We start from the raw sequence: 17,382 nt of genomic DNA on the forward strand, positions 1-17,382 counted from the left end.
CATGTGGCTTTAACAAGGGTAAGTAGGTGACATTATGATTGAAAATTACTGGCAGCTCCAGGACGCAAAAAACAAATTCAGCCATCTTGTAGAGACTGCTCAAAAAAAAGGGCCTCAGATTGTAACCAGACATGGAAAGGAAGCCGTTGTTGTGCTTTCAGTTGAAGAGTACAAAAGCCTTACAAAACCCAAAACGAGTCTGGTGCAGTTCTTTAAAAATTCACCACTGGCAGATGCAGATATTGATTTATCAAGGAGCAAGGATATTTCAAGGGATATGGACCTATGAATTATCTTCTGGATACATGTGTTATTTCGGAGCTGATCAAAAAGCATCCGGATTCCAAAGTAGTTCAATGGATCTCCAGTGTTGAAGAAATACAATTATTCATCAGTGTTTTGACCATTGGTGAACTGTACAGAGGTATTGAAAAGCTGCCAGAAGGCAAAAAGCGAAACGATCTTCACTGGTGGGTCTCCTTTGATTTGAAAAAAAGATTTCAGCATAAAATAATAAATTTTGACTTAAAGACCGCAGCCATCTGGGGTAAAATTCAGGCAAAGGCAGAAAGGTCGGGACAAAAACTGCCCGTCATGGATTCTCTTATCGCTGCTACCGGGATATCCCATGATCTTGTTGTGGTGACAAGAAATATAAAGGATATGGAAAACAGCGGTGTAGAATTGCTTAATCCCTGGGACTGAGGGCGGTTTTCCGGGCCAGAACACTGGCATGGGCGATGGTTTTTTCCAGCATCATGTTGCTGCTGCGGAGTTCCGCCTCGGTTTCCTTGTGGCCTGTGATGTCAAAGAGGGTCAGGAGAACATGGTTGCTGCCGTCCAGAAAGAGGGGCGCTGCGCTGATCTGAAAAAAGAAATTTTCCGTTCTTCCGTGTATGCTGAGGGTATGGGCGCTTTCCACGGCCCGTATTTCCTTGCGGGCGTCAAGGGCGCACTCAAGGGCTGCCCGGATACGGCACTGGCCGCAGGGGCCTTCTTTTCTGTATCCGCAGCCCTTTGCCGGTAAATGGGCATGGATGCAGTTCAGAAATTCCCCAATCTGCCTGAACATTCCGGAACTTCCCGGCATGCCTGTTATGCCTGAAACAACGGGGTTGATATGGCGGACTTTTCCTTCCCCATTGAGAAGAATCATTCCTACTGGTGCCGTATCAAAAATTGCCTGAAGATTGGCTCTTCTGCGTTCAAGATCCTGATGGGCATTCCACCTCTGCCGGGCTGCTTCATTCCTTGCTTTATGGCTCAGTATAAAAAGAAAAATGGATATTCCCGTACCCAGCAGGAGGGAAAAGATGGCACCTTTCTGCAGGATGCCTGCAATGCCAAGGCTGCGTTCCACCATGGCGGATGTGTTGGCTATATTGTTGTCCGTAAGGGCATCGAATGTCAGGTATATGGTATTGGACAGGGGCAGGGTCTCTGCCGTTAGTTCCATGTACTGGCGGTGGAGTTCATTATACTGGCTATGATTTTCGGGGTCTGTCAGCTTCAGGAGAATGCTGTCCATGCGTTTATGGGCATTGCGCCAGGCATTGTAATCGCTTTCTGCCTGTTGAAGGAGTTCCTTTCCCCTGTCCGACTGCCTGGGGTTGGCCCGTAAGGCTATCCAGGCTTCATCAATGTTTTTCCACGCCTGTTGCTGATGCTTTCGGATATCGGCAAAGGCTTCTGCCGGACCCTCCTGATGCAGGAGAAGGCTGACAGCAAAGGTCTCGCCGCGGATGACCATGCGATGCTGGTTCAAAATGGCCAGGGCCTTTAAATCCGGTATGCGGTTTTCTCCAAAATTTTTTAAGGATGTCTGCAGCATGGAAACAGCCCCAAAACCAGCCATGCCCACACAGAGAATAATGCTGACCATGGCAATAAAGGAGAGGGTTGTTTTGAAATCCACGGCCCAGATGGCGTGGGAAGACCGGTCGGACAGGGGTTTCATTGGCTTTTCCTTTCATTACCCGTTTCAGATGCTGGAAAAGGAGGTTTCCGGTGATTCTTTCAGGAATCCTGCCATGGCTCCCGTATGTCGCAGCAGAAGATGATGCTGTATCCGGATTCGTCATTGCTGATCATTCTCGAAAGGGTGACACAGAGTCCGTCCTGAAAAAATGATCGGTAAGGACGGGTCCGGCAGGTTTTTCCAGGATAGCGCAGGGCATTTTTCAGGTAGGGCCGGAAAAGATTGTCCCTGGCTTTGCCGGGAATCAGGGGCATTAGGGAGGGAGGCGGAGCCTTGGATGCAGCTTCTGGGAATGCAGGTTCTCCCAGAAGGTGTCCCTCGGAAGTGAGGCAGAAACAGCGAAGCACATCGGGGTGATCAAGGAGATTTTTGCATGCATCCATAAGACTGCTTCCTTTGGCAATGGCATCACAGCCTTTACTGAAGGCTTCCCCCAGCAGGGCATACCTGTCGTGGTTTTTTTCTTCTGACAAGGCGTTATTTTTATGATGGTTTCTGTAAAGATTTCCCCAGCCTTTGAAATCAAAGGATGGGATTGATGCAGGCCTTTCAAAATAATAGCCCTGGACCAGATCCGCTCCTGCCTCAAGGACGATGACAGCCTCTTCTTCGCATTCAACTCCTTCTACCAGCACAAGGCTTCCACTCTGCTGGAGCAGGGAAACCATACCGCAGAAGATATGCCTTATGCGGGAATTTTCCCTTGCATGGGCGATGAGATTTCTGTCTAGCTTAACTATCTGGGGGTTAATACGCCATACCCGGTCAAAATGGGACCGGCCCGCACCGAAATCATCCAGAGCAATGTTGCAGCCGGTTTCCCGGTAAAAGGCCATGGCTGAATCAAGGAGAAGCGGGTCTTCTACTGGGTGTTCCATGATCTCAAGGACAATATTCTCGGGCCGGATGGCAAGTTTTGAGAACACTTCTTTAAGAAAGGGTCCATAACTGCGGCCATGGACAGCCACTTCATGGGCGATGTTGACGGATAACCAGAAATTATCCCTTTTCAGGCAAAGATAATTTTTTGCATGGAGCAGGCGGCAGATACGGTCTGCCAGCACAATGCGTTTCCGGTTTTTTCCTGCAAAAAGCTGGGGAGGAGGAATGTGGTTGCCCTGACTGTTCTGTACACGCACCAGGGCTTCCATGCCCACGCAGGCCTGATGGGCAGGACTGAAAACGGGCTGAAAAACCGATGACAGGGTGAAGCCTTCAAAACGGGCATACCAGCGGTCATCCCTTTCATAAAGGAAGGGTTCTATATCCACCAGCTCAAAGGAGTCTTTATCGACATAGTCATTGTCCAGCTGTACGATATTCATGGCGGTACGCTCACTCTTTTTAATATGCCTGTCCGCATCCGGATTTTCCGTTTCAGGATGTTCTGAAACGCCCCACCATGGCCTTCAGGGATTCTGCAAGGCCTGCCAGTTCTTCGGCTCCTTTTTTTACTCCGTGGCTGCCGGATTCCATGCGGGTGGCGGCCTGGGCCACCTCTGTGGTTTCATGGCTGGAGTCCTTGATGCGCTCTGCGGAGCTTCCCACCTTTTTATTGACCTCGGAGATGCCCGCAGCGGCTTCGGCAATGTTGGAGGCCACCTCCTGCATGGTAAAGGCCTGTTCTTCCACGGCGGCGGCAATGCTGGTCACAATATCCTCAATCTCGTTGATGATTTTTGTGATGCCGATGATTTCCTGCTCTGAGTTTCTGCTGCTTTCCTGAATGTCTTCAATGCGGGATTTGATTTCCTGGGTTGATTCTCCGGTCTGTCTGGCCAGTTCTTTTATTTCATTGGCAACAACGGCAAAGCCCCTGCCTGCCTCTCCTGCCCGGGCAGCCTCAATGGTGGCGTTCAGGGCCAGAAGGTTGATCTGGGCGGAAATGGCTTCAATGGCTTCGGTAACCTTGTCGATGCTTCGGGCAGAGGCTCCGAGGCTGGCCATGCGTTCCGAGGCGGAAGCACCCTCAATGGCGGCTTTTTTGGCAATGTCACTGGCACTGGAAGCGTTTCTGGCGATTTCTGAAATGCTGGCCGTCATTTCCTCGCTGGCTGCAGCAATGGTGGAAAGGTTACCCGAAGCCTGGGATACGGCGGCGGCCACATCCTGCATGTCCCGGCTGGTGCTGGAAAGGGAGATTTCCGTATTTTTTGAAAGGCTGCGGGTATGCACGGACTCTTCATCCATGCTGGCGGAAAGCCTTGTCAGTTCTTTAGCCGTGGTGCTGAGGTCCGCTGATTTATGGCTGATCTGCTGAACCATTTTACGGATATTTTCCGCAAAACGGTTGAACCATTCTGCCATTTCTCCCATTTCATCACGGGTTTTCACCTCAAGTCTTTTTGTAAGATCACCTTCGCCTTCCGCAATATTTTTAAGCAGAAGGGATGTTTCCCGGATGGGCCTTGTGATGGCCCTGATGATGAGGAAGGTGAGGATGATGGCCAGCGCAAGCCCTGCCGCAGCCATTTGTATGAGGGTTTTCATGGAACCCTGCACAATGCGGTTGGTCTGCCCGCCGCCTTCCATGGCATGTCCATGGGCTTCTTTCGAAAGTGCCGTGGCAAGGCTGAGAAGTTCCTGATAGGCAAGGGTCTGGGACTTTGCCGTTTCTACGGCTCCCTGCCGCAGGCGTATCAGGCTTTCAACGGAGCTGACATTGGTATCCAGAGCACCCATGGCAGTCCTGAGCTGTTTGAGGTTCTGGGGCTGGCGGGTTACTTCCACAAGTTTCGTCATGGTTTGGTGCAGTCTTCGGATTTCGGGGAGAAGGGCATAAAGGGCCTCGCTGTCTCTGCGGGATTCCGCCTTCCAGAGGGCCGCATACAGGGCATTGCCGCTGCTTAAGATATTGCTGCCCGCCTGAATGCGGTCATGGCGGATCTGCAGTTCCTCTTCGGAAGCCAGATCCAGGCCCGCCCGGACCATGCCCCTGTCACCAAAGGCTGAGGAAAGTTGCTGCACCATGGCTTCTTTCTGCATGCTGTTGTATGCGGTGATGTTTTCAATGAAAAGGTGGGCGGATCTTGCAACGGCCTTATGGTTTTCACTGATGCTTTCCGCAGCACTCCGGGAGCGCTTCATTAAATCCTGATATCGGGAAAGAATGCTTTCCATCTCCTGCATTTTTTTTGAAAATTCAGGATTTTTTCTTTCAAGGCCGGTTTTTCTTCCTTCCAGGACGGTTTTCATGGCCAGATCCGAGGCATTAACCGCAGCCTTGAAATCGTTTTCATTGCCGCTCAGTTCATAGGCGGCCATGTGATAGCCGGTGGCTGTCACCTCGGCATAGATGCTGTTGGCAGAGGACCACTGGGGGAGATTGTCATGGATGAGTTTGTCTGTCTGGGAGCGGATATTTCCAAGATTGACGGCCGCACCAAGGCTCATCAGGAAAAGGATGAACGTAAGAATGCCAAAGCCTGCAAAAAGTCTGGTGCGTAATTTCAATGTTTTTAGCATCACTGCCTCCTCTGGGGAAAAAACAAGGTTATCTGCCTCCTTAAAGGAAGCTTCTATGAAGACTTAGCAATAAGTATTCCACAGAGAAGAAGCACAAGATGCCTTTGATGGCGGGGGAATACGCTGTTCAGGGTTGTGGTTTTTGCGGGGGGAGTCAGTTTTTTTTACATGGTGTAAGGGGGGCTGATTGCAGGGGGGCACCCTGCAATCAGCAGTGACCTGATGAATAAAAATGTGCGCCGCAGCACGGCGTGGGTTGCTGTTCTGACCGGACATGGCTCTTTCCAGAGTGGACAGGATTATATCTGGCCAGTGGCTGCTTCTTCAGCATAACGGCAGACCCGGTTTCTGCCCGAAGCCTTGGCTGTATACAGGCCCCTGTCCGCAGCACGTATCAGCCCTTCTGGATCATCTGCATCATAGGGATACACGGCAAGGCCCATGGAAACGGTGATGGATATTTTCCTGCCATCTTCCGTTTCTGTGGGTCTGAGGGCAACCTCTCTGCGGATTTCTTCGGCCCTTTTAAGGGCTGAGTCCGGGCAGAGGCCCGGCAGGATGAGGAGGAATTCCTCGCCGCCGATGCGGCAGGCCACGTCATCTGCCCTCACATCCTGTTTCAGAAGGGAGGCGAGATGCATGAGTACAAGATCGCCGGTTTCATGGCCATGGGTATCATTGACCTTTTTAAAATGATCCGCATCCAGCAGAAGAAGGCTGAGGCAGCAGTTTTTTCGATGGCAGCGTAAAAATTCCCGGCGCAGGGTTTCTTCCATGTATCTGCGGTTATAAAGGCCTGTGAGGGCATCGGTAATGGATTCCATGCGGAGTTTTTCCATAAGATGCAGGGCATTGAGGCTGGCGGTAAGGTGGTCCGCCACGTTTCTGGCAAGGGCTGCACCTGCGGCCTGCCTCTGCATGGGAAAGCCGTGGCGGAATCTGATTGCCAAGAAGGCTGAGAGTCCTTCCTGGGGCTGAATTAAGTGAAAAAAGATCCCCTTTGTGTCCGCATCCCTTTGTTTGTTTTTTTTCTTGCTGCCAAGGCCTGCAATGTCCGGTGGTTTTTTCCCCCAGGCCTTTTGCCACAGGGGAGCGCCATCCCCGTCCATGAGGGTTACTATGCCGGATTCTTCATAAAAAAGCCTTCTGCACCCTTCAAGGGTGAATTCTGCCGCAGCCTCGGGTGTGGGAGCTTTCTGAAGTTTTTCCGCAAGGAGGCTGAGCTGGTTCATTTCCCTTCTCTGTTTTTCAAGGTGGGCCACCTGAACATAAAGAATAAAAAGGATGCAGATCCCTATAAATCCTGAAGGTACAAGAATTTTTACAAAACCGTCGGCAATGGTGCGGGTGCGGTTTCCACCCTGCATGGCATTTTCATGGGCCTGGTCCGCAATGCTGGCTGCAAGGCGGAACAGCTCGCCATAGGCTGCATTGTGATCATGCAGGGTTTTTGATACATTTTTTCTGATTTCAATGAGGTTTTTTATGGCAAGGCTGGTATCTTCCATGGATGCCATGGCCCTGTTCAGCAGCTCCGTATTATGGCGCTGCCGCGTGACAAGCAGGAGTTCTGCCATGCTCTGCTGCAGTACAGGGATGCGGGGAAGAAGGTGAGCCAGAAGGGAAGGGCTGCGGTGGACTTCGCCTTTCCACAACTCGTTTTCTATCATCCGGCCCATGTCCAGAATGCGGGAGCCTGCAAGAAGGCGCTGCTGGCGGATGACCAGCTCTTCTTCCGTGGAAAGGTTCAGTCCTTCCCGCAGCAGGGGTGTCCCTGTGAAAACCGATTCTATCTGTCTGTCCAGTTCTGCCCACTGCATGTCCATGTAGGCATGGATGTTCTGGACAAAGGTCTGTGAAGCTTTTTGGGCTGCAAGATGGTTTTTCTCTATGCTTTCCATGGCATGTCCGATGTCGGAGAGGGCCTGGCTGTAGTTGTTCAGGGCCTTTTCCATTTCAAGGATCTGCCTTTGAAATGCATGGAGATTTTTTTGGTGGGACAGGGTCTTTCCATTTTCAAGAATCAGTTCGCAGGCAAGGATGGATTGCCGGACCCTTTCCCATGCATCCGCATCTGCGTGAAGAATGTAGTTGAGTATATGGTAACCGGTGTGGGAGACTTCCTGATGGATCTGATGGCCGATCTGAAGCTGGGGCAGATTCTGTTTCATCAGAATTTCCGCATGGCTGCGGACCTGCATGAGGTTGAAAAATGCCATGCCCCCTGTCACCATGGCAAGGATGGCCAGGGCGGCAATACCCGTGAAAATACGCTGGCGCATTTCTGGTCCCGGCAGCATGGGGGGCTTCCTTTCAATTATGGTAATTGTTCAGCACAATTTTAGGTTTAATAGCTGTCAGACAGGTGCACAGGCACCCAAGCTATTTGCCCGTGACGCACTCCGGCACTCAAGTTTCAAAAGCCCATTGTTTTCATCGCAGGCTTTGGGTTTTTGGCTTGAGTGCCGGAATCCGAAACGATTGCAATGTCACTTGCAAATAGCCAGGATGCCTTGCAGCGGTACGAAGCTGTTGAAATTACAGCGGTGGAAATTCTGAATAAGCTAAAACCGCATGCTCTTTTCCAGTTTGTCCAGCCGGGATCGCTCTTCGGCCCTCCGGATACGGGCTTTCCTTGCCCTTTTGATTTCTGCGGCCTCTTTTATTTTTTCCACCAGATCCTTGAAGTCATAGGGCTTCAGGGCATAGTCAAAGGCACCCCGCTTCATGCCTTCCACAGCGGTTTCCGTGGAGCCGTGGCCCGTCAGAAGGATCACTTCCGTTGAGATATGATCGGTCTTGATCTGCCGTAGCACCTGAAGTCCGTCCATGCCGGGCATGCGGATATCCAGAATCAGCACGTCATAGGGCCGGGTATCCAACATTTTCAGGCCGTCCTGACCACTATGGACTTCGTCGGCCTGAAAGCCTGCGGCGTTGAGTCTCATGCAGAGTATTTCCGTAAAGTCCTTTTCATCGTCCACCACAAGGATGCGGATGGGTTCCATGGATGTCTCCTTTCTGTGCAGCCCTTTGGGCTGTCTGTTTTTAAGGCTGCTTCAGAGATTAAATGTGACTTTAAATTGAATCTTCACCCCGGCTGCCGGTTTTGAAAATCTCAGCCACCGGGAGATAAGGGGGGGCAGTAGCTGGCCTTAGAAAGCCTGCGTTTTATCCAGCGGAGCCTGAGGCAAAAAAATCCCAGATCAGTGGATAAAGATAATAAAGAATCATCAGAATGGCCACACTGAGGGGCCAGAACCATGATTTTTTAATGATTGCAGGGTTCCATGTGTTTTTACCCCTGGGCAGATGATGCAGGGGACGGAGGAGATCATAGAGGTGATCTGCCTCGCTTTTAATTTTCTCATCATTTTTCTTTTCGTCATCTGAAAAATCTTTCAAGTTTTTTTCTGCATCTCTGCCCATGGGTAAGCTCCTTTTTTATCAGTGTATGCCGATCAAAGGCCAGTAGAGAAGGGCCGCTGCCACGGATACAAGAAGCAGGATCAGGCACCAGGGTACGGCCACCTTGATGAAGTCGATCTGGGTGAAATAGCCTGAGCTGTAGGCAATGATGGTTGGAGGACAGCCGATGACCAGCATAATGAAGGAGGTGGTCACAGGGGCCAGCAGGGCTACGGCCACAGGAGACATGTTCAGCATGTCCGCCATGGGCAGGGTGATGGGCAGGGTCAGTGCCACCGCTGCGGAGTTGCTCATAAGGCTGGAGAGGAAGGAGCCGAAAAGTCCAAGGCCATAGAAAATGGTGAAGCTGCTTTTTCCTTCCAGCATGGGCAGAAGGCTTTCCGCAAGGAACTGGCCTGCTCCTGTCTGCAGCATGGCCATACCAAGAGAAACCCCGGCACCGAAGACAATCCAGGATTCCCAGGGGAATTTGTCGCAGATGGTTTTAAAGGAGACCCATCCGGGACCACAGAAACCAACCATGGCAATACAGGCGGCAACACTGACATGCCAGCCCGTAAAGTCTCCCAGAAACCAGAGGACAAAGGTCAGAACAAAAACAATGCTGACCCCCAGTTCCGCCCTGCTCATGGGACCGGGGTCGTCCAGTTCAATGCCTTTGAGTTCCTTTTCTTCGGGTCTGAAAAGAAAATATACCACGGCCCAGGTGGCAACGGCCGTAAAGATACTGATGGGCATCTGGATGATGAGGTACTCCATAAAGCCGATAACTTTTCCCACGCCCGTGGTTTCCTCGGTATATCGGTAGAGGACTTCCAGGGCCAGCGGGTTACGACCGCCACCGATCATGGTGCCAAAGCCTCCTGCGGATGCGGCCATGGGAATGAGCATGAGAAAGAATTTTGGAAGTTTGTGCCCGCTGCCCGGTTTCATGCCCATGGCCATAAAAACAGGAACAAAGGCAAACACCATGATAACGGTGACCGTTGCATCGTGGAGAACCGTTGCCGTAAGGGTGCATCCTACAGCAAGAATAAAGCTTAATTTTTTGACATTGGTTCCTGCAAATTTCAGCAGATGATACATAAGCCGTCTGGCAAGGCCCACCTCGTTCAGAATGACACCAAACATGATGATCATGAGAACAAACATTACCGCAGGGTTGGCATAGGGTGTCCATGCATCGTTTCTGCCCACAATGTCAAAGGCTATCATGCCGCCCCCGACACAGAGGGCTGTGACACCTATGGGCAGGGCTTCTGTGGTCCATAGAACAAGAATGGTGACCAGAAGGGCCAGCAGTCTGTGGCCTTCGGGAGAGAGATTTTCCGGTGTGGGAAGAAGATAGACAAAGATACCCAGAGCAACGGCAATGGTGCATTTGATGATGATGCTCATGCCGGACTGCGGGGGACTTTGGGGTTCCTCATGGTGGTCAACGAGGCGGTTGGGGGGCGGGGTCGCATGATCCTGGGCTCCCATGGTATAAACTCCTTTCACACAATCTTCTGTTTTATTTATGCTTCCCTGAACAGGGAAGGATGGTTGAAGAAAGGCCTGAATTCTTGAAGCTTTTTTATTTCAGGCCGCTTTTTAAGGTTTTTTGTGCAAGGATGATACCGGAAGGAGCTTTTCTGGCTTTTTTTAAAAGCAGTAAAGTTGTTTACATTTCTTTTTTTGAATTGGGATTCCCTGAAGGTGGCGAAGATGGGGATTTTTATGGTTTGAAGGATCTGACATTATTTTTTTGGGAAGGAAAAGCAAGGGGTATAAAGATGGGAGAAGGCAGGGGCTGAATTGAAAAGAAAGCCGACACTTTTTTTGGGGCCTTGTCAGCACTTTTTACACTTTCTGATGACTACTCTGACCCAGCCACAGTCTGCTGGTCCAGTTGTTGTCTGGCCCATGGTGGGGGCTTTCATACGACTCTGTGATGTAGGGGTACCCTTTACGGGTGCTAAGCCAACAATCATAAAATCTGGTCATGTAATCTCCATGACTTAAAGTTCCTATGGCTGAAAGACAGTGGTAATCAGATTACTTTATGGGAGAATCATGCATGGGAAGCTTTGATGAATGCGGATGGATGTGAAGCTAAGAAAATAAAGTATCAAGTGTTTTTATGGGTATGTACATTCTGATTTTTTGATTATGGTCGCATAGTTTCTCAAAACCGTATTTTGTATAAAAGCTTTGGGAAGATTCATTAAGGCAATCTACAATAACGGCATAGGCAGGAAGGTATGCATTTGCTTTCCATAAATATTCCAAGGCTTTTATCAGCGTTATTTTTCCTAACCCATAACCATGACATTCTTTGTGAACTGCAAGTTGAGCAATCAAAAATACAGGAACAGGATAAAGTGGTAATTTTTTAGCATGATTGACAGGCAGGGTTTCACGAGAGATCGTGTTAGGAGAAACCGTGAAAAAAGAACAGATCAGATGCTTTTGATTTGCTAAAATATCCTTTGCAGGGAGTACCATTGTACGGCTGATACCTGCTTTCATGTGTTTGGCAGCGTGGTTTTTTATAAAATAATTCAGCTCTTCTTCCCCACAATCAAAAGAAAGCCGATCATGTGAATTCTTGTTCAGTTCTTTAAAAATCTTATTACAGAGCATCAAAACCCTTTTTCTCTGGCAAAGACAGCAGCCTTTGATAAAGCCTCATTGGGTTTTTGAGCTTTCTCACAAGCAGAAATAAAATTATCAAAAATATTATCTTCTACAATGATACTTTTGTGCTGTTCCAAGACCTGTGTGGCATTTTCATCCATTATTTTGACAATATATTCTGTAAGGTTTTTTAAACCTAAAAGAGTGGATGCCTTTTCTGCTTTTCTTTTTATTTTTTCATCAAGTCTTATGTCTAATCTTGCCGTTGGCATTTCAGTCTCCTTTTTTATGTACGGATTATTTCCGTACATAAAGATAGCTCACTATTTACTGCTCTGCAATAGAAAAATCTGTAAGTCAGTAAGGCGCAGGCTTTTGCCGGTCTGCGGTAAGGTTTCCGGATTTTTTACTGGAAGGGTTTTTACGGCTCTGTGATGTAGGGCACCCTTTACGGATGCCCTCAGGCAGGTGTAAAAGCTGCCCTTGCAATGTTAATGATTTGAAGTTCGCATGGCTGAAAGAAGGAGGTAATCAGATTGATTTATGTACGGAACTGCTCAACAAGCTTTTTGATGGATTCAGAGAGACCGGATAAATCACTGGCACTGGCACTTACCTGACTGCCGCTCTTCTGCATTTCTCCCATGACATGGCTGATTCCGGCAATATCTCTGGCTACCTGTTCAACTACCAGGCTGTTTTCACTTGCATTTTCGTGTACCAGCTCAATGCTTCTCGATACCTGCCCAACATTATCCGCAATTTCTTCCGCAGCAGCAGACTGTTCTTCTACGGCAGCGGCAATGCCTCCCACAACATCGCTGACATCATTAATTACGGATGTAATTGCTGCCACATCCTTTACTGATGCCGAGGTTGTTTCCTGTATTTTCTGAATTTTATCACTTATGTCCCGGGCTGCTTCGGCGGTTTGAGTGGCAAGCTGTTTTATTTCATTGGCAACTACGGCAAAGCCCTTGCCCGCATCTCCGGCTCTGGCTGCCTCTATGGTGGCATTCAGGGCCAGCAGGTTTACCTGTGCGGAAATATCTGTGATGGTTTCAATGACACGGCCGATGCCTCCTGCGGCTTTTTCAAGATTATCCATACTTATTGATACCCTGGAAGCACGGCCTGCTGCATCCTGGGATATGGCTCTGGCTTTGCCGGAATTTTGGGCGATTTCCCTTATGGTTGCAGACATTTCTTCCGTTGCCGTTGCCAGAAGACTGGTGTTGTGGGAAGACTGCTGCAGGGCTTCCGTGGATTGGGCCGTATTGGCGCTCATTTCTTCTGAAGCTGCGGCAACGCTTCCGGCTCTGCCGGATACATCCTGCACCCTTTCCTGAGTTTCCTGGGCAATGGCCGCAAGCTGTACGGAAGAAGCCGTGAGACTGTGGATATTGTTGCCTATGTTTCCGATAATACCCTGGAGCTTTTCCACAAAGGTGTTGAACCAGAGGGCCAGCTCTCCGGCCTCATCCTTTGTGCTGACCTCAAGGCGCATGGTAAGATCCCCATCCCCTTCGGCAATGTCCCTGAGACCTGCCACAGCTTTTTTAACAGGACTTACAATGGAACGACTGACAAAGCCAATGGCGGCAGAGGCTGCGGCAATGGAAATCAGCATGACCAGTATCAGGGCTTTTCGTATATCTCTGGCATTGGAAAGATACTCTTCTTCATTCTGAGCCATGAAAATATACCATCCGGTACTGTTTATGGGTGCAAATCCCCCCATGCGGGTTATTCCCTGAAAGACATAGGGAGAAGCACCGGGTCTGCCCTTCAGCATTTCTTCGCCAATTCCCCTCATTCCTTCAAAATCCCTGATATTGGCTTCCAGTACCAGAGAAGAGTCGGGATGGGCCAGAAACTGCCCGTTTCCATCCAGCATGAATCCATAGCCCGTTTAGCCAAAGGTACGTTGGGAAACAATCTGTGTCAGGTAGTCCGCCTTGATAATGATGGAAAAGGCTCCTATAAATTGGCCATTTTCCGAAACGATGGGAGATATGACCGGAAGGATCAGTTCCCCCGTTGCTGCGGATCTGAGCAGTTTTCCAGCAAAGCTTTCTCCGGTCTGTTTTGTGCGGATGAAGTCCGGATTGGTGGCGATGCTTATGCCTCTGTACTCCCTGCCATCGGCCAGAATACCGGTAAAGATGTTTCCTTGCTGATCCGCCATGAAAATTCCCTGATAATTGCTGCCCATGCGCTCAAACTGTTTTTTGAGGCTTTCAAAAACCCTTTTTCTGGATATTTCCACGGACTGACTGTCATTGTCTGCAAGTGCCCTGGCAAGATCCACAGTGGTTTCATCTGCTGCATAGATTGCTGTGAGCCGGATTTCAGCAGTGAGCATATTGTCCACAAGGGAAGCAAGGTCTCTGGCAACATCCCGTGTATTTTCTGCTGCTGCATGGGTAAAAGCGGAAGTGGATCTTGAAACGGCCAGTATGCCGATGGCAAGAAGGGGAATGGTTACAGACAGCAGGGCAATGCAGATAAGCCTGAAAGAAATGGAGTGAATGTTCAGTTTCATGGAGTTTCTCCTTATTCGGACTTAAACATTAAATAGATATTTCATTCATATGTCTGAGAAAATGTTTTTGCAAGATCAATAGATTGGTGAAAATGAATGGTTGCTCATGATTCTGTGTATAAGTCCATTGAAAACGGGATCTTCCTTAAAATAAAAAATTTTGTCTTCCAGTAAGGATCAGGCCCATGCCGGTCTGTGGTAAAGATTTCGGGCTTTTCTCTGGAAAGATATTGGGTTTCGGCAAAAGCTTTGGGACTGCAGGCCCCTCTATCACTGAATTGAAAAGAAAGCCGACACTTTTTTTGGGGCATTGTCAGCGGTTTTTACACTTTTAGCTGTCATCAGCAGGCAGGTCATAAGGAAAGGCTTTGTTCTGGCAAGGGAGTGTTTATTTTTCGCATTATATCCACCCAAAGAAAAAGGACACCGGAAAACCGGTGTCCTTAATCAAGGGGAGTATGGGGGGAGGTTCCCGTCCGGGGGGGCGGGACCCCGCTGAATCTGGAGGATTGTATGATCCCTTTCCGGAGGGGGTGGAAAGGAACCTGCGGGGTTGGACGGGAACTCCCCGTTCGGGGCCTGTTCAATAGGTATTCAATAAATATTTAAATGCAACAAGCAGGCCATTGGCCTTTTAAAAACGCATGTGTTTTTCCAGTCTGTCGAGGCGGGAGCGTTCCTCCGCCTTTATGATCCGCTCTTCCCTTTCATTTTTGACCATGCGGGCTTCCTTGATTTTATCTAAGAGATCCTCAAAGTCGTAGGGCTTCAGGGCATAGTCAAAGGCACCTTTTTTCATGCCTTCCACGGCGGTTTCCGTTGAACCATGACCTGTGAGCAGGATCACTTCCGTTGAAATATGGTCTGTTTTAATCTGTCTGAGAACCTGCAGTCCGTCCATGCCGGGCATGCGGATATCCAGAATCAGAACGTCAAAGGGCTTTTCATCCAGTTTTTTGAGGCAGGACTGGCCGTCATGCACAGCTTCTGCGCTGTGTCCTGCCTCAGTCAGCCGCAGGCAGAGCATTTCCGTAAAATCCTTTTCATCGTCCACCACCAGAATGCGTATGGGTTCCATGGGGTTTGTCTCCTTTTTTTATGAACCGGACCTGAAGAGGCCCGGTTTTTTTGACGGTGTTGTTGCTTGAAAACAGGCCCTTAGCCTCCATACACTCCGATCATGGGCCAGTATAAAAGGGCTGCTGCCACGGAAATCACCAGCAGGGTTATACACCATGGTACGGCCACCTTAATGAAGTCCACCTGGGTGAAGTAGCCAGCACTGTAGGCGATGATGGTGGGAGGGCAGCCGATGACCAGCATGATGAAGGAGGTGGTGATGGGCGCCAGCAGGGCTACAGCCACAGGGGACATGTTCAGCATGTCCGCCATGGGCAGGGTGATGGGCAGGGTCAGTGCCACCGCTGCGGAGTTGCTCATGAGACTGGAGAGGAAAGAGCCGAAGAAACCAAGGCCAAAGAAGGTGACAAAGGAGCCTTGACCTTCAAGGAGGGGCAGGCAGGATTCGGCCAGAAACTGTCCGGCTCCGGTTTTCAGCATGGCAAGGCCTAAGGAAACACCGGCACCGAATACAATCCAGGATTCCCAGGGAAATTTGTCGCATATGGTTTTAAAGGAGACCCATCCCGGGGCGCAGAAGCCCACCATGGCCATGGCAGCCACCACACTCACATGCCAGCCAGTGATATCTCCAAGGAACCAGAGAACAAAGGCACCAAGGAAAACAAGGCCCACGCCCAGCTCCGCCGTGCTCATGGGACCGGGATCTTCCAGCTTCACACCCACAAGCTCCTTTTCCTCGGGCCTGAAGAGAAGGTAAACCACAGCCCAGGTGGCAACACCTGTGAAAAGGCTGATGGGAAACTGTATGATGAGATATTCCATAAATCCGATAACTTTACCGACTCCCGTTGTTTCATTGGTGTAGCGGTAGAGAATTTCCAGGGCCAGAGGGTTTCGGCCGCCACCGATCATGGTGCCAAAGCCCCCTGCGGATGCGGCCATGGGAATGAGCATTAGGAAAAACTTGGGCAATTTATGCCCCTGTCCCGGTTTCATGCCCATGGCCATGAACACAGGCACAAAGGCGAATACCATGACCACGGTGACAGTGGCATCGTGGAGGATGGTGGCCAGGGTGGTGCAGCCCACGGCAAGGATGAAGCTCAGTTTTTTAACGTTGGTTCCGGCAAGCTTTAAAAGGTGATACATCATGCGCTTGGCAAGGCCGACCTCATTTAAGACTACGCCGAACATTATGATCATGAGAACGAACATGACCGCAGGGTTGGCATAGGGGGTCCAGGCGTCGTTTCTTCCCACAATTTTTAAGGCGATCATGCCTGCACCCACGCAGAGGGCCGTGACACCAATGGGTATGGCTTCGGAGATCCAGAGAACAAGAACTGTTACCAGAAGGGCCAGGAGTTTGTGGCCTTCGGGGGAAAGGTTGTCCGGTGTGGGAAGGATATAAACAAAAATCCCTAAGGCAAGGGCAATGGCACATTTGATGATGATGCTCATGCCGGACTGGGGAGGTGTTTCCGGATGCTCATCAATCACCAGTTCATTGGGGCCGGGTTTTTTCAGCTCCTGTGTGTTTTCAGCCATGTTTCAGTCTCCTTGTAATAAAAGAATGAATTTAAAAAGCGGACAGTTTTATCTGTCGTTAAATTTTACAGGCTTTGATCTGTCTCTGGATTTCCCGGTACACATCGGAAAAACGCAGAACACCGGCCACCATTGGCCCGTCCATGGCAAATATGGCGTCATGGCCGAAAATCACAAAGGCGTGAAGGGCATCATTGAGGCTGGCATCTGCGGCAATGATCTGGGAGCGGGGTGTGCTTTTGATAAAATCTCTGACCCGTATGTCCTTTGCCTTGAGACAGAGATCGTCAACGGGCTTTGACCATAGCTGGGTCTGCTTTTTCATGGATTCAATGACGTAATTGACATTGGAGATAAAGGCACCTGCCTCCTTGTCCACTACCTTGTCAAAATTGGGTTCCAGCCCCCGGACAATATCAATGGGGGTGAGTTTGCCCACAATTTTACCGGCTTCATCATAGACAAGAATGATGCGCTGTTCCTGTCTGCCCGCAAGAAAAGCTTCCTGGGATGCCTCAAGGGCCAGTACGGCTTCGGTGAAGGTGGCGTTGTCCTGAATGGTGGGGAATTTTTCCGTGGGGACCATGAAATCTCTGACAAATTGTTGCATGGGCTTTTTCTCCTCCCGCTGGGGTTCATGGACACGGGCTTTTTTAAGCCCGGGTGTTTGCTGGAAGGAGTTATTGCAAGGGAAGTGCCAGATGTTTTTTTCTTG

At 49.8% G+C, this 17,382-nt stretch carries 16 protein-coding genes; 2 read left to right on the forward strand and 14 right to left on the reverse strand.

Annotation, left to right across the window (positions count from 1 at the left end; genetic code table 11):
* The first annotated feature begins 34 nt into the window (after nucleotides 1-34).
* Together FIM25_RS00470 and FIM25_RS00475 are read left to right on the forward strand one after the other, a co-directional pair.
* Nucleotides 35-289, forward strand: coding sequence for a type II toxin-antitoxin system Phd/YefM family antitoxin (locus tag FIM25_RS00470; RefSeq protein ID WP_139445050.1), 255 nt, complete (start codon nucleotides 35-37; stop codon nucleotides 287-289).
* The gene (locus FIM25_RS00475; protein ID WP_139445053.1) at nucleotides 286-705 is read left to right on the forward strand and encodes a type II toxin-antitoxin system VapC family toxin; all 420 of its coding nucleotides are present in this window, start codon (nucleotides 286-288) and stop codon (nucleotides 703-705) included. Before FIM25_RS00470 ends, FIM25_RS00475 begins: the two co-directional genes overlap by 4 nt.
* Here the strand turns inward: FIM25_RS00475 and FIM25_RS00480 are convergent.
* From FIM25_RS00480 to FIM25_RS00545, 14 genes are all read right to left on the reverse strand, one after another.
* Nucleotides 689-1,957 carry a PAS domain-containing protein gene (locus tag FIM25_RS00480; protein ID WP_139445054.1) on the reverse strand — a complete coding sequence of 423 codons (1,269 nt, stop codon included), beginning with the start codon at nucleotides 1,955-1,957 and terminating at the stop codon, nucleotides 689-691. The two genes, FIM25_RS00475 and FIM25_RS00480, sit on opposite strands and share 17 nt — an antisense overlap.
* A gap of 59 nt (nucleotides 1,958-2,016) precedes the next feature.
* Complete coding sequence (locus FIM25_RS00485; RefSeq protein ID WP_139445057.1) at nucleotides 2,017-3,303, reverse strand: EAL domain-containing protein; 1,287 nt, start codon at nucleotides 3,301-3,303, stop codon at nucleotides 2,017-2,019.
* Between the two features lie 52 nt (nucleotides 3,304-3,355).
* Nucleotides 3,356-5,443, reverse strand: coding sequence for a methyl-accepting chemotaxis protein (locus tag FIM25_RS00490; RefSeq protein WP_139445059.1), 2,088 nt, complete (start codon nucleotides 5,441-5,443; stop codon nucleotides 3,356-3,358).
* Between the two features lie 299 nt (nucleotides 5,444-5,742).
* Complete coding sequence (locus FIM25_RS00495; protein ID WP_139445061.1) at nucleotides 5,743-7,743, reverse strand: diguanylate cyclase; 2,001 nt, start codon at nucleotides 7,741-7,743, stop codon at nucleotides 5,743-5,745.
* A 264-nt stretch (nucleotides 7,744-8,007) separates the two neighbouring features.
* Entirely contained in the window at nucleotides 8,008-8,451 is a 444-nt protein-coding gene (locus tag FIM25_RS00500) for a response regulator (RefSeq protein ID WP_139445063.1), read from the reverse strand.
* Nucleotides 8,452-8,614: 163 nt separating this feature from the next.
* Nucleotides 8,615-8,872, reverse strand: a complete 258-nt coding sequence (locus FIM25_RS00505; RefSeq protein ID WP_139445066.1) for a hypothetical protein — start codon at nucleotides 8,870-8,872, stop codon at nucleotides 8,615-8,617.
* An 18-nt stretch (nucleotides 8,873-8,890) separates the two neighbouring features.
* Nucleotides 8,891-10,354: an SLC13 family permease gene (locus FIM25_RS00510; protein WP_139445068.1), complete on the reverse strand. Its 1,464-nt coding sequence runs from the start codon at nucleotides 10,352-10,354 to the stop codon at nucleotides 8,891-8,893.
* A gap of 612 nt (nucleotides 10,355-10,966) precedes the next feature.
* Nucleotides 10,967-11,497 (reverse strand): GNAT family N-acetyltransferase, encoded by a 531-nt coding sequence (locus FIM25_RS00515; RefSeq protein WP_139445070.1) that lies wholly within the window; start codon nucleotides 11,495-11,497, stop codon nucleotides 10,967-10,969.
* Complete coding sequence (locus FIM25_RS00520) at nucleotides 11,497-11,763, reverse strand: type II toxin-antitoxin system TacA family antitoxin (protein WP_139445072.1); 267 nt, start codon at nucleotides 11,761-11,763, stop codon at nucleotides 11,497-11,499. The genes FIM25_RS00515 and FIM25_RS00520 overlap by 1 nt, the downstream gene beginning before the upstream one ends.
* Nucleotides 11,764-12,032: 269 nt before the next feature.
* On the reverse strand, nucleotides 12,033-13,388 hold the full coding sequence (locus FIM25_RS00525; protein WP_139445074.1) for a methyl-accepting chemotaxis protein: 1,356 nt from the start codon (nucleotides 13,386-13,388) through the stop codon (nucleotides 12,033-12,035).
* Nucleotides 13,389-13,403: 15 nt separating this feature from the next.
* Nucleotides 13,404-14,036 carry a PDC sensor domain-containing protein gene (locus FIM25_RS00530; protein WP_139445076.1) on the reverse strand — a complete coding sequence of 211 codons (633 nt, stop codon included), beginning with the start codon at nucleotides 14,034-14,036 and terminating at the stop codon, nucleotides 13,404-13,406.
* Nucleotides 14,037-14,670: 634 nt separating this feature from the next.
* Nucleotides 14,671-15,114 carry a response regulator gene (locus FIM25_RS00535; protein ID WP_139445078.1) on the reverse strand — a complete coding sequence of 148 codons (444 nt, stop codon included), beginning with the start codon at nucleotides 15,112-15,114 and terminating at the stop codon, nucleotides 14,671-14,673.
* A gap of 80 nt (nucleotides 15,115-15,194) precedes the next feature.
* Entirely contained in the window at nucleotides 15,195-16,667 is a 1,473-nt protein-coding gene (locus FIM25_RS00540; protein WP_139445079.1) for an SLC13 family permease, read from the reverse strand.
* Between the two features lie 58 nt (nucleotides 16,668-16,725).
* Nucleotides 16,726-17,277, reverse strand: a complete 552-nt coding sequence (locus tag FIM25_RS00545) for a CBS domain-containing protein (RefSeq protein WP_139445081.1) — start codon at nucleotides 17,275-17,277, stop codon at nucleotides 16,726-16,728.
* Nucleotides 17,278-17,382 lie beyond the last annotated feature (105 nt).

Source organism: Desulfobotulus mexicanus, assembly GCF_006175995.1.
Classification (GTDB): domain Bacteria; phylum Desulfobacterota; class Desulfobacteria; order Desulfobacterales; family ASO4-4; genus Desulfobotulus; species Desulfobotulus mexicanus.

Coding starts and splice junctions, on each gene's coding strand:
- FIM25_RS00495 (WP_139445061.1), bottom strand. CDS start 7,743: ATGCTGCCGGGACCAGAAATGCGCCAGCGTATTTTCACGGGTATTGCC.
- FIM25_RS00535 (WP_139445078.1), bottom strand. CDS start 15,114: ATGGAACCCATACGCATTCTGGTGGTGGACGATGAAAAGGATTTTACG.
- FIM25_RS00510 (WP_139445068.1), bottom strand. CDS start 10,354: ATGGGAGCCCAGGATCATGCGACCCCGCCCCCCAACCGCCTCGTTGAC.
- FIM25_RS00505 (WP_139445066.1), bottom strand. CDS start 8,872: ATGGGCAGAGATGCAGAAAAAAACTTGAAAGATTTTTCAGATGACGAA.
- FIM25_RS00520 (WP_139445072.1), bottom strand. CDS start 11,763: ATGCCAACGGCAAGATTAGACATAAGACTTGATGAAAAAATAAAAAGA.
- FIM25_RS00530 (WP_139445076.1), bottom strand. CDS start 14,036: ATGAAACTGAACATTCACTCCATTTCTTTCAGGCTTATCTGCATTGCC.
- FIM25_RS00515 (WP_139445070.1), bottom strand. CDS start 11,497: ATGCTCTGTAATAAGATTTTTAAAGAACTGAACAAGAATTCACATGAT.
- FIM25_RS00525 (WP_139445074.1), bottom strand. CDS start 13,388: ATGCTGGATGGAAACGGGCAGTTTCTGGCCCATCCCGACTCTTCTCTG.
- FIM25_RS00490 (WP_139445059.1), bottom strand. CDS start 5,443: ATGCTAAAAACATTGAAATTACGCACCAGACTTTTTGCAGGCTTTGGC.
- FIM25_RS00475 (WP_139445053.1), top strand. CDS start 286: ATGAATTATCTTCTGGATACATGTGTTATTTCGGAGCTGATCAAAAAG.
- FIM25_RS00540 (WP_139445079.1), bottom strand. CDS start 16,667: ATGGCTGAAAACACACAGGAGCTGAAAAAACCCGGCCCCAATGAACTG.
- FIM25_RS00500 (WP_139445063.1), bottom strand. CDS start 8,451: ATGGAACCCATCCGCATCCTTGTGGTGGACGATGAAAAGGACTTTACG.
- FIM25_RS00480 (WP_139445054.1), bottom strand. CDS start 1,957: ATGAAACCCCTGTCCGACCGGTCTTCCCACGCCATCTGGGCCGTGGAT.
- FIM25_RS00485 (WP_139445057.1), bottom strand. CDS start 3,303: ATGAATATCGTACAGCTGGACAATGACTATGTCGATAAAGACTCCTTT.
- FIM25_RS00545 (WP_139445081.1), bottom strand. CDS start 17,277: ATGCAACAATTTGTCAGAGATTTCATGGTCCCCACGGAAAAATTCCCC.
- FIM25_RS00470 (WP_139445050.1), top strand. CDS start 35: ATGATTGAAAATTACTGGCAGCTCCAGGACGCAAAAAACAAATTCAGC.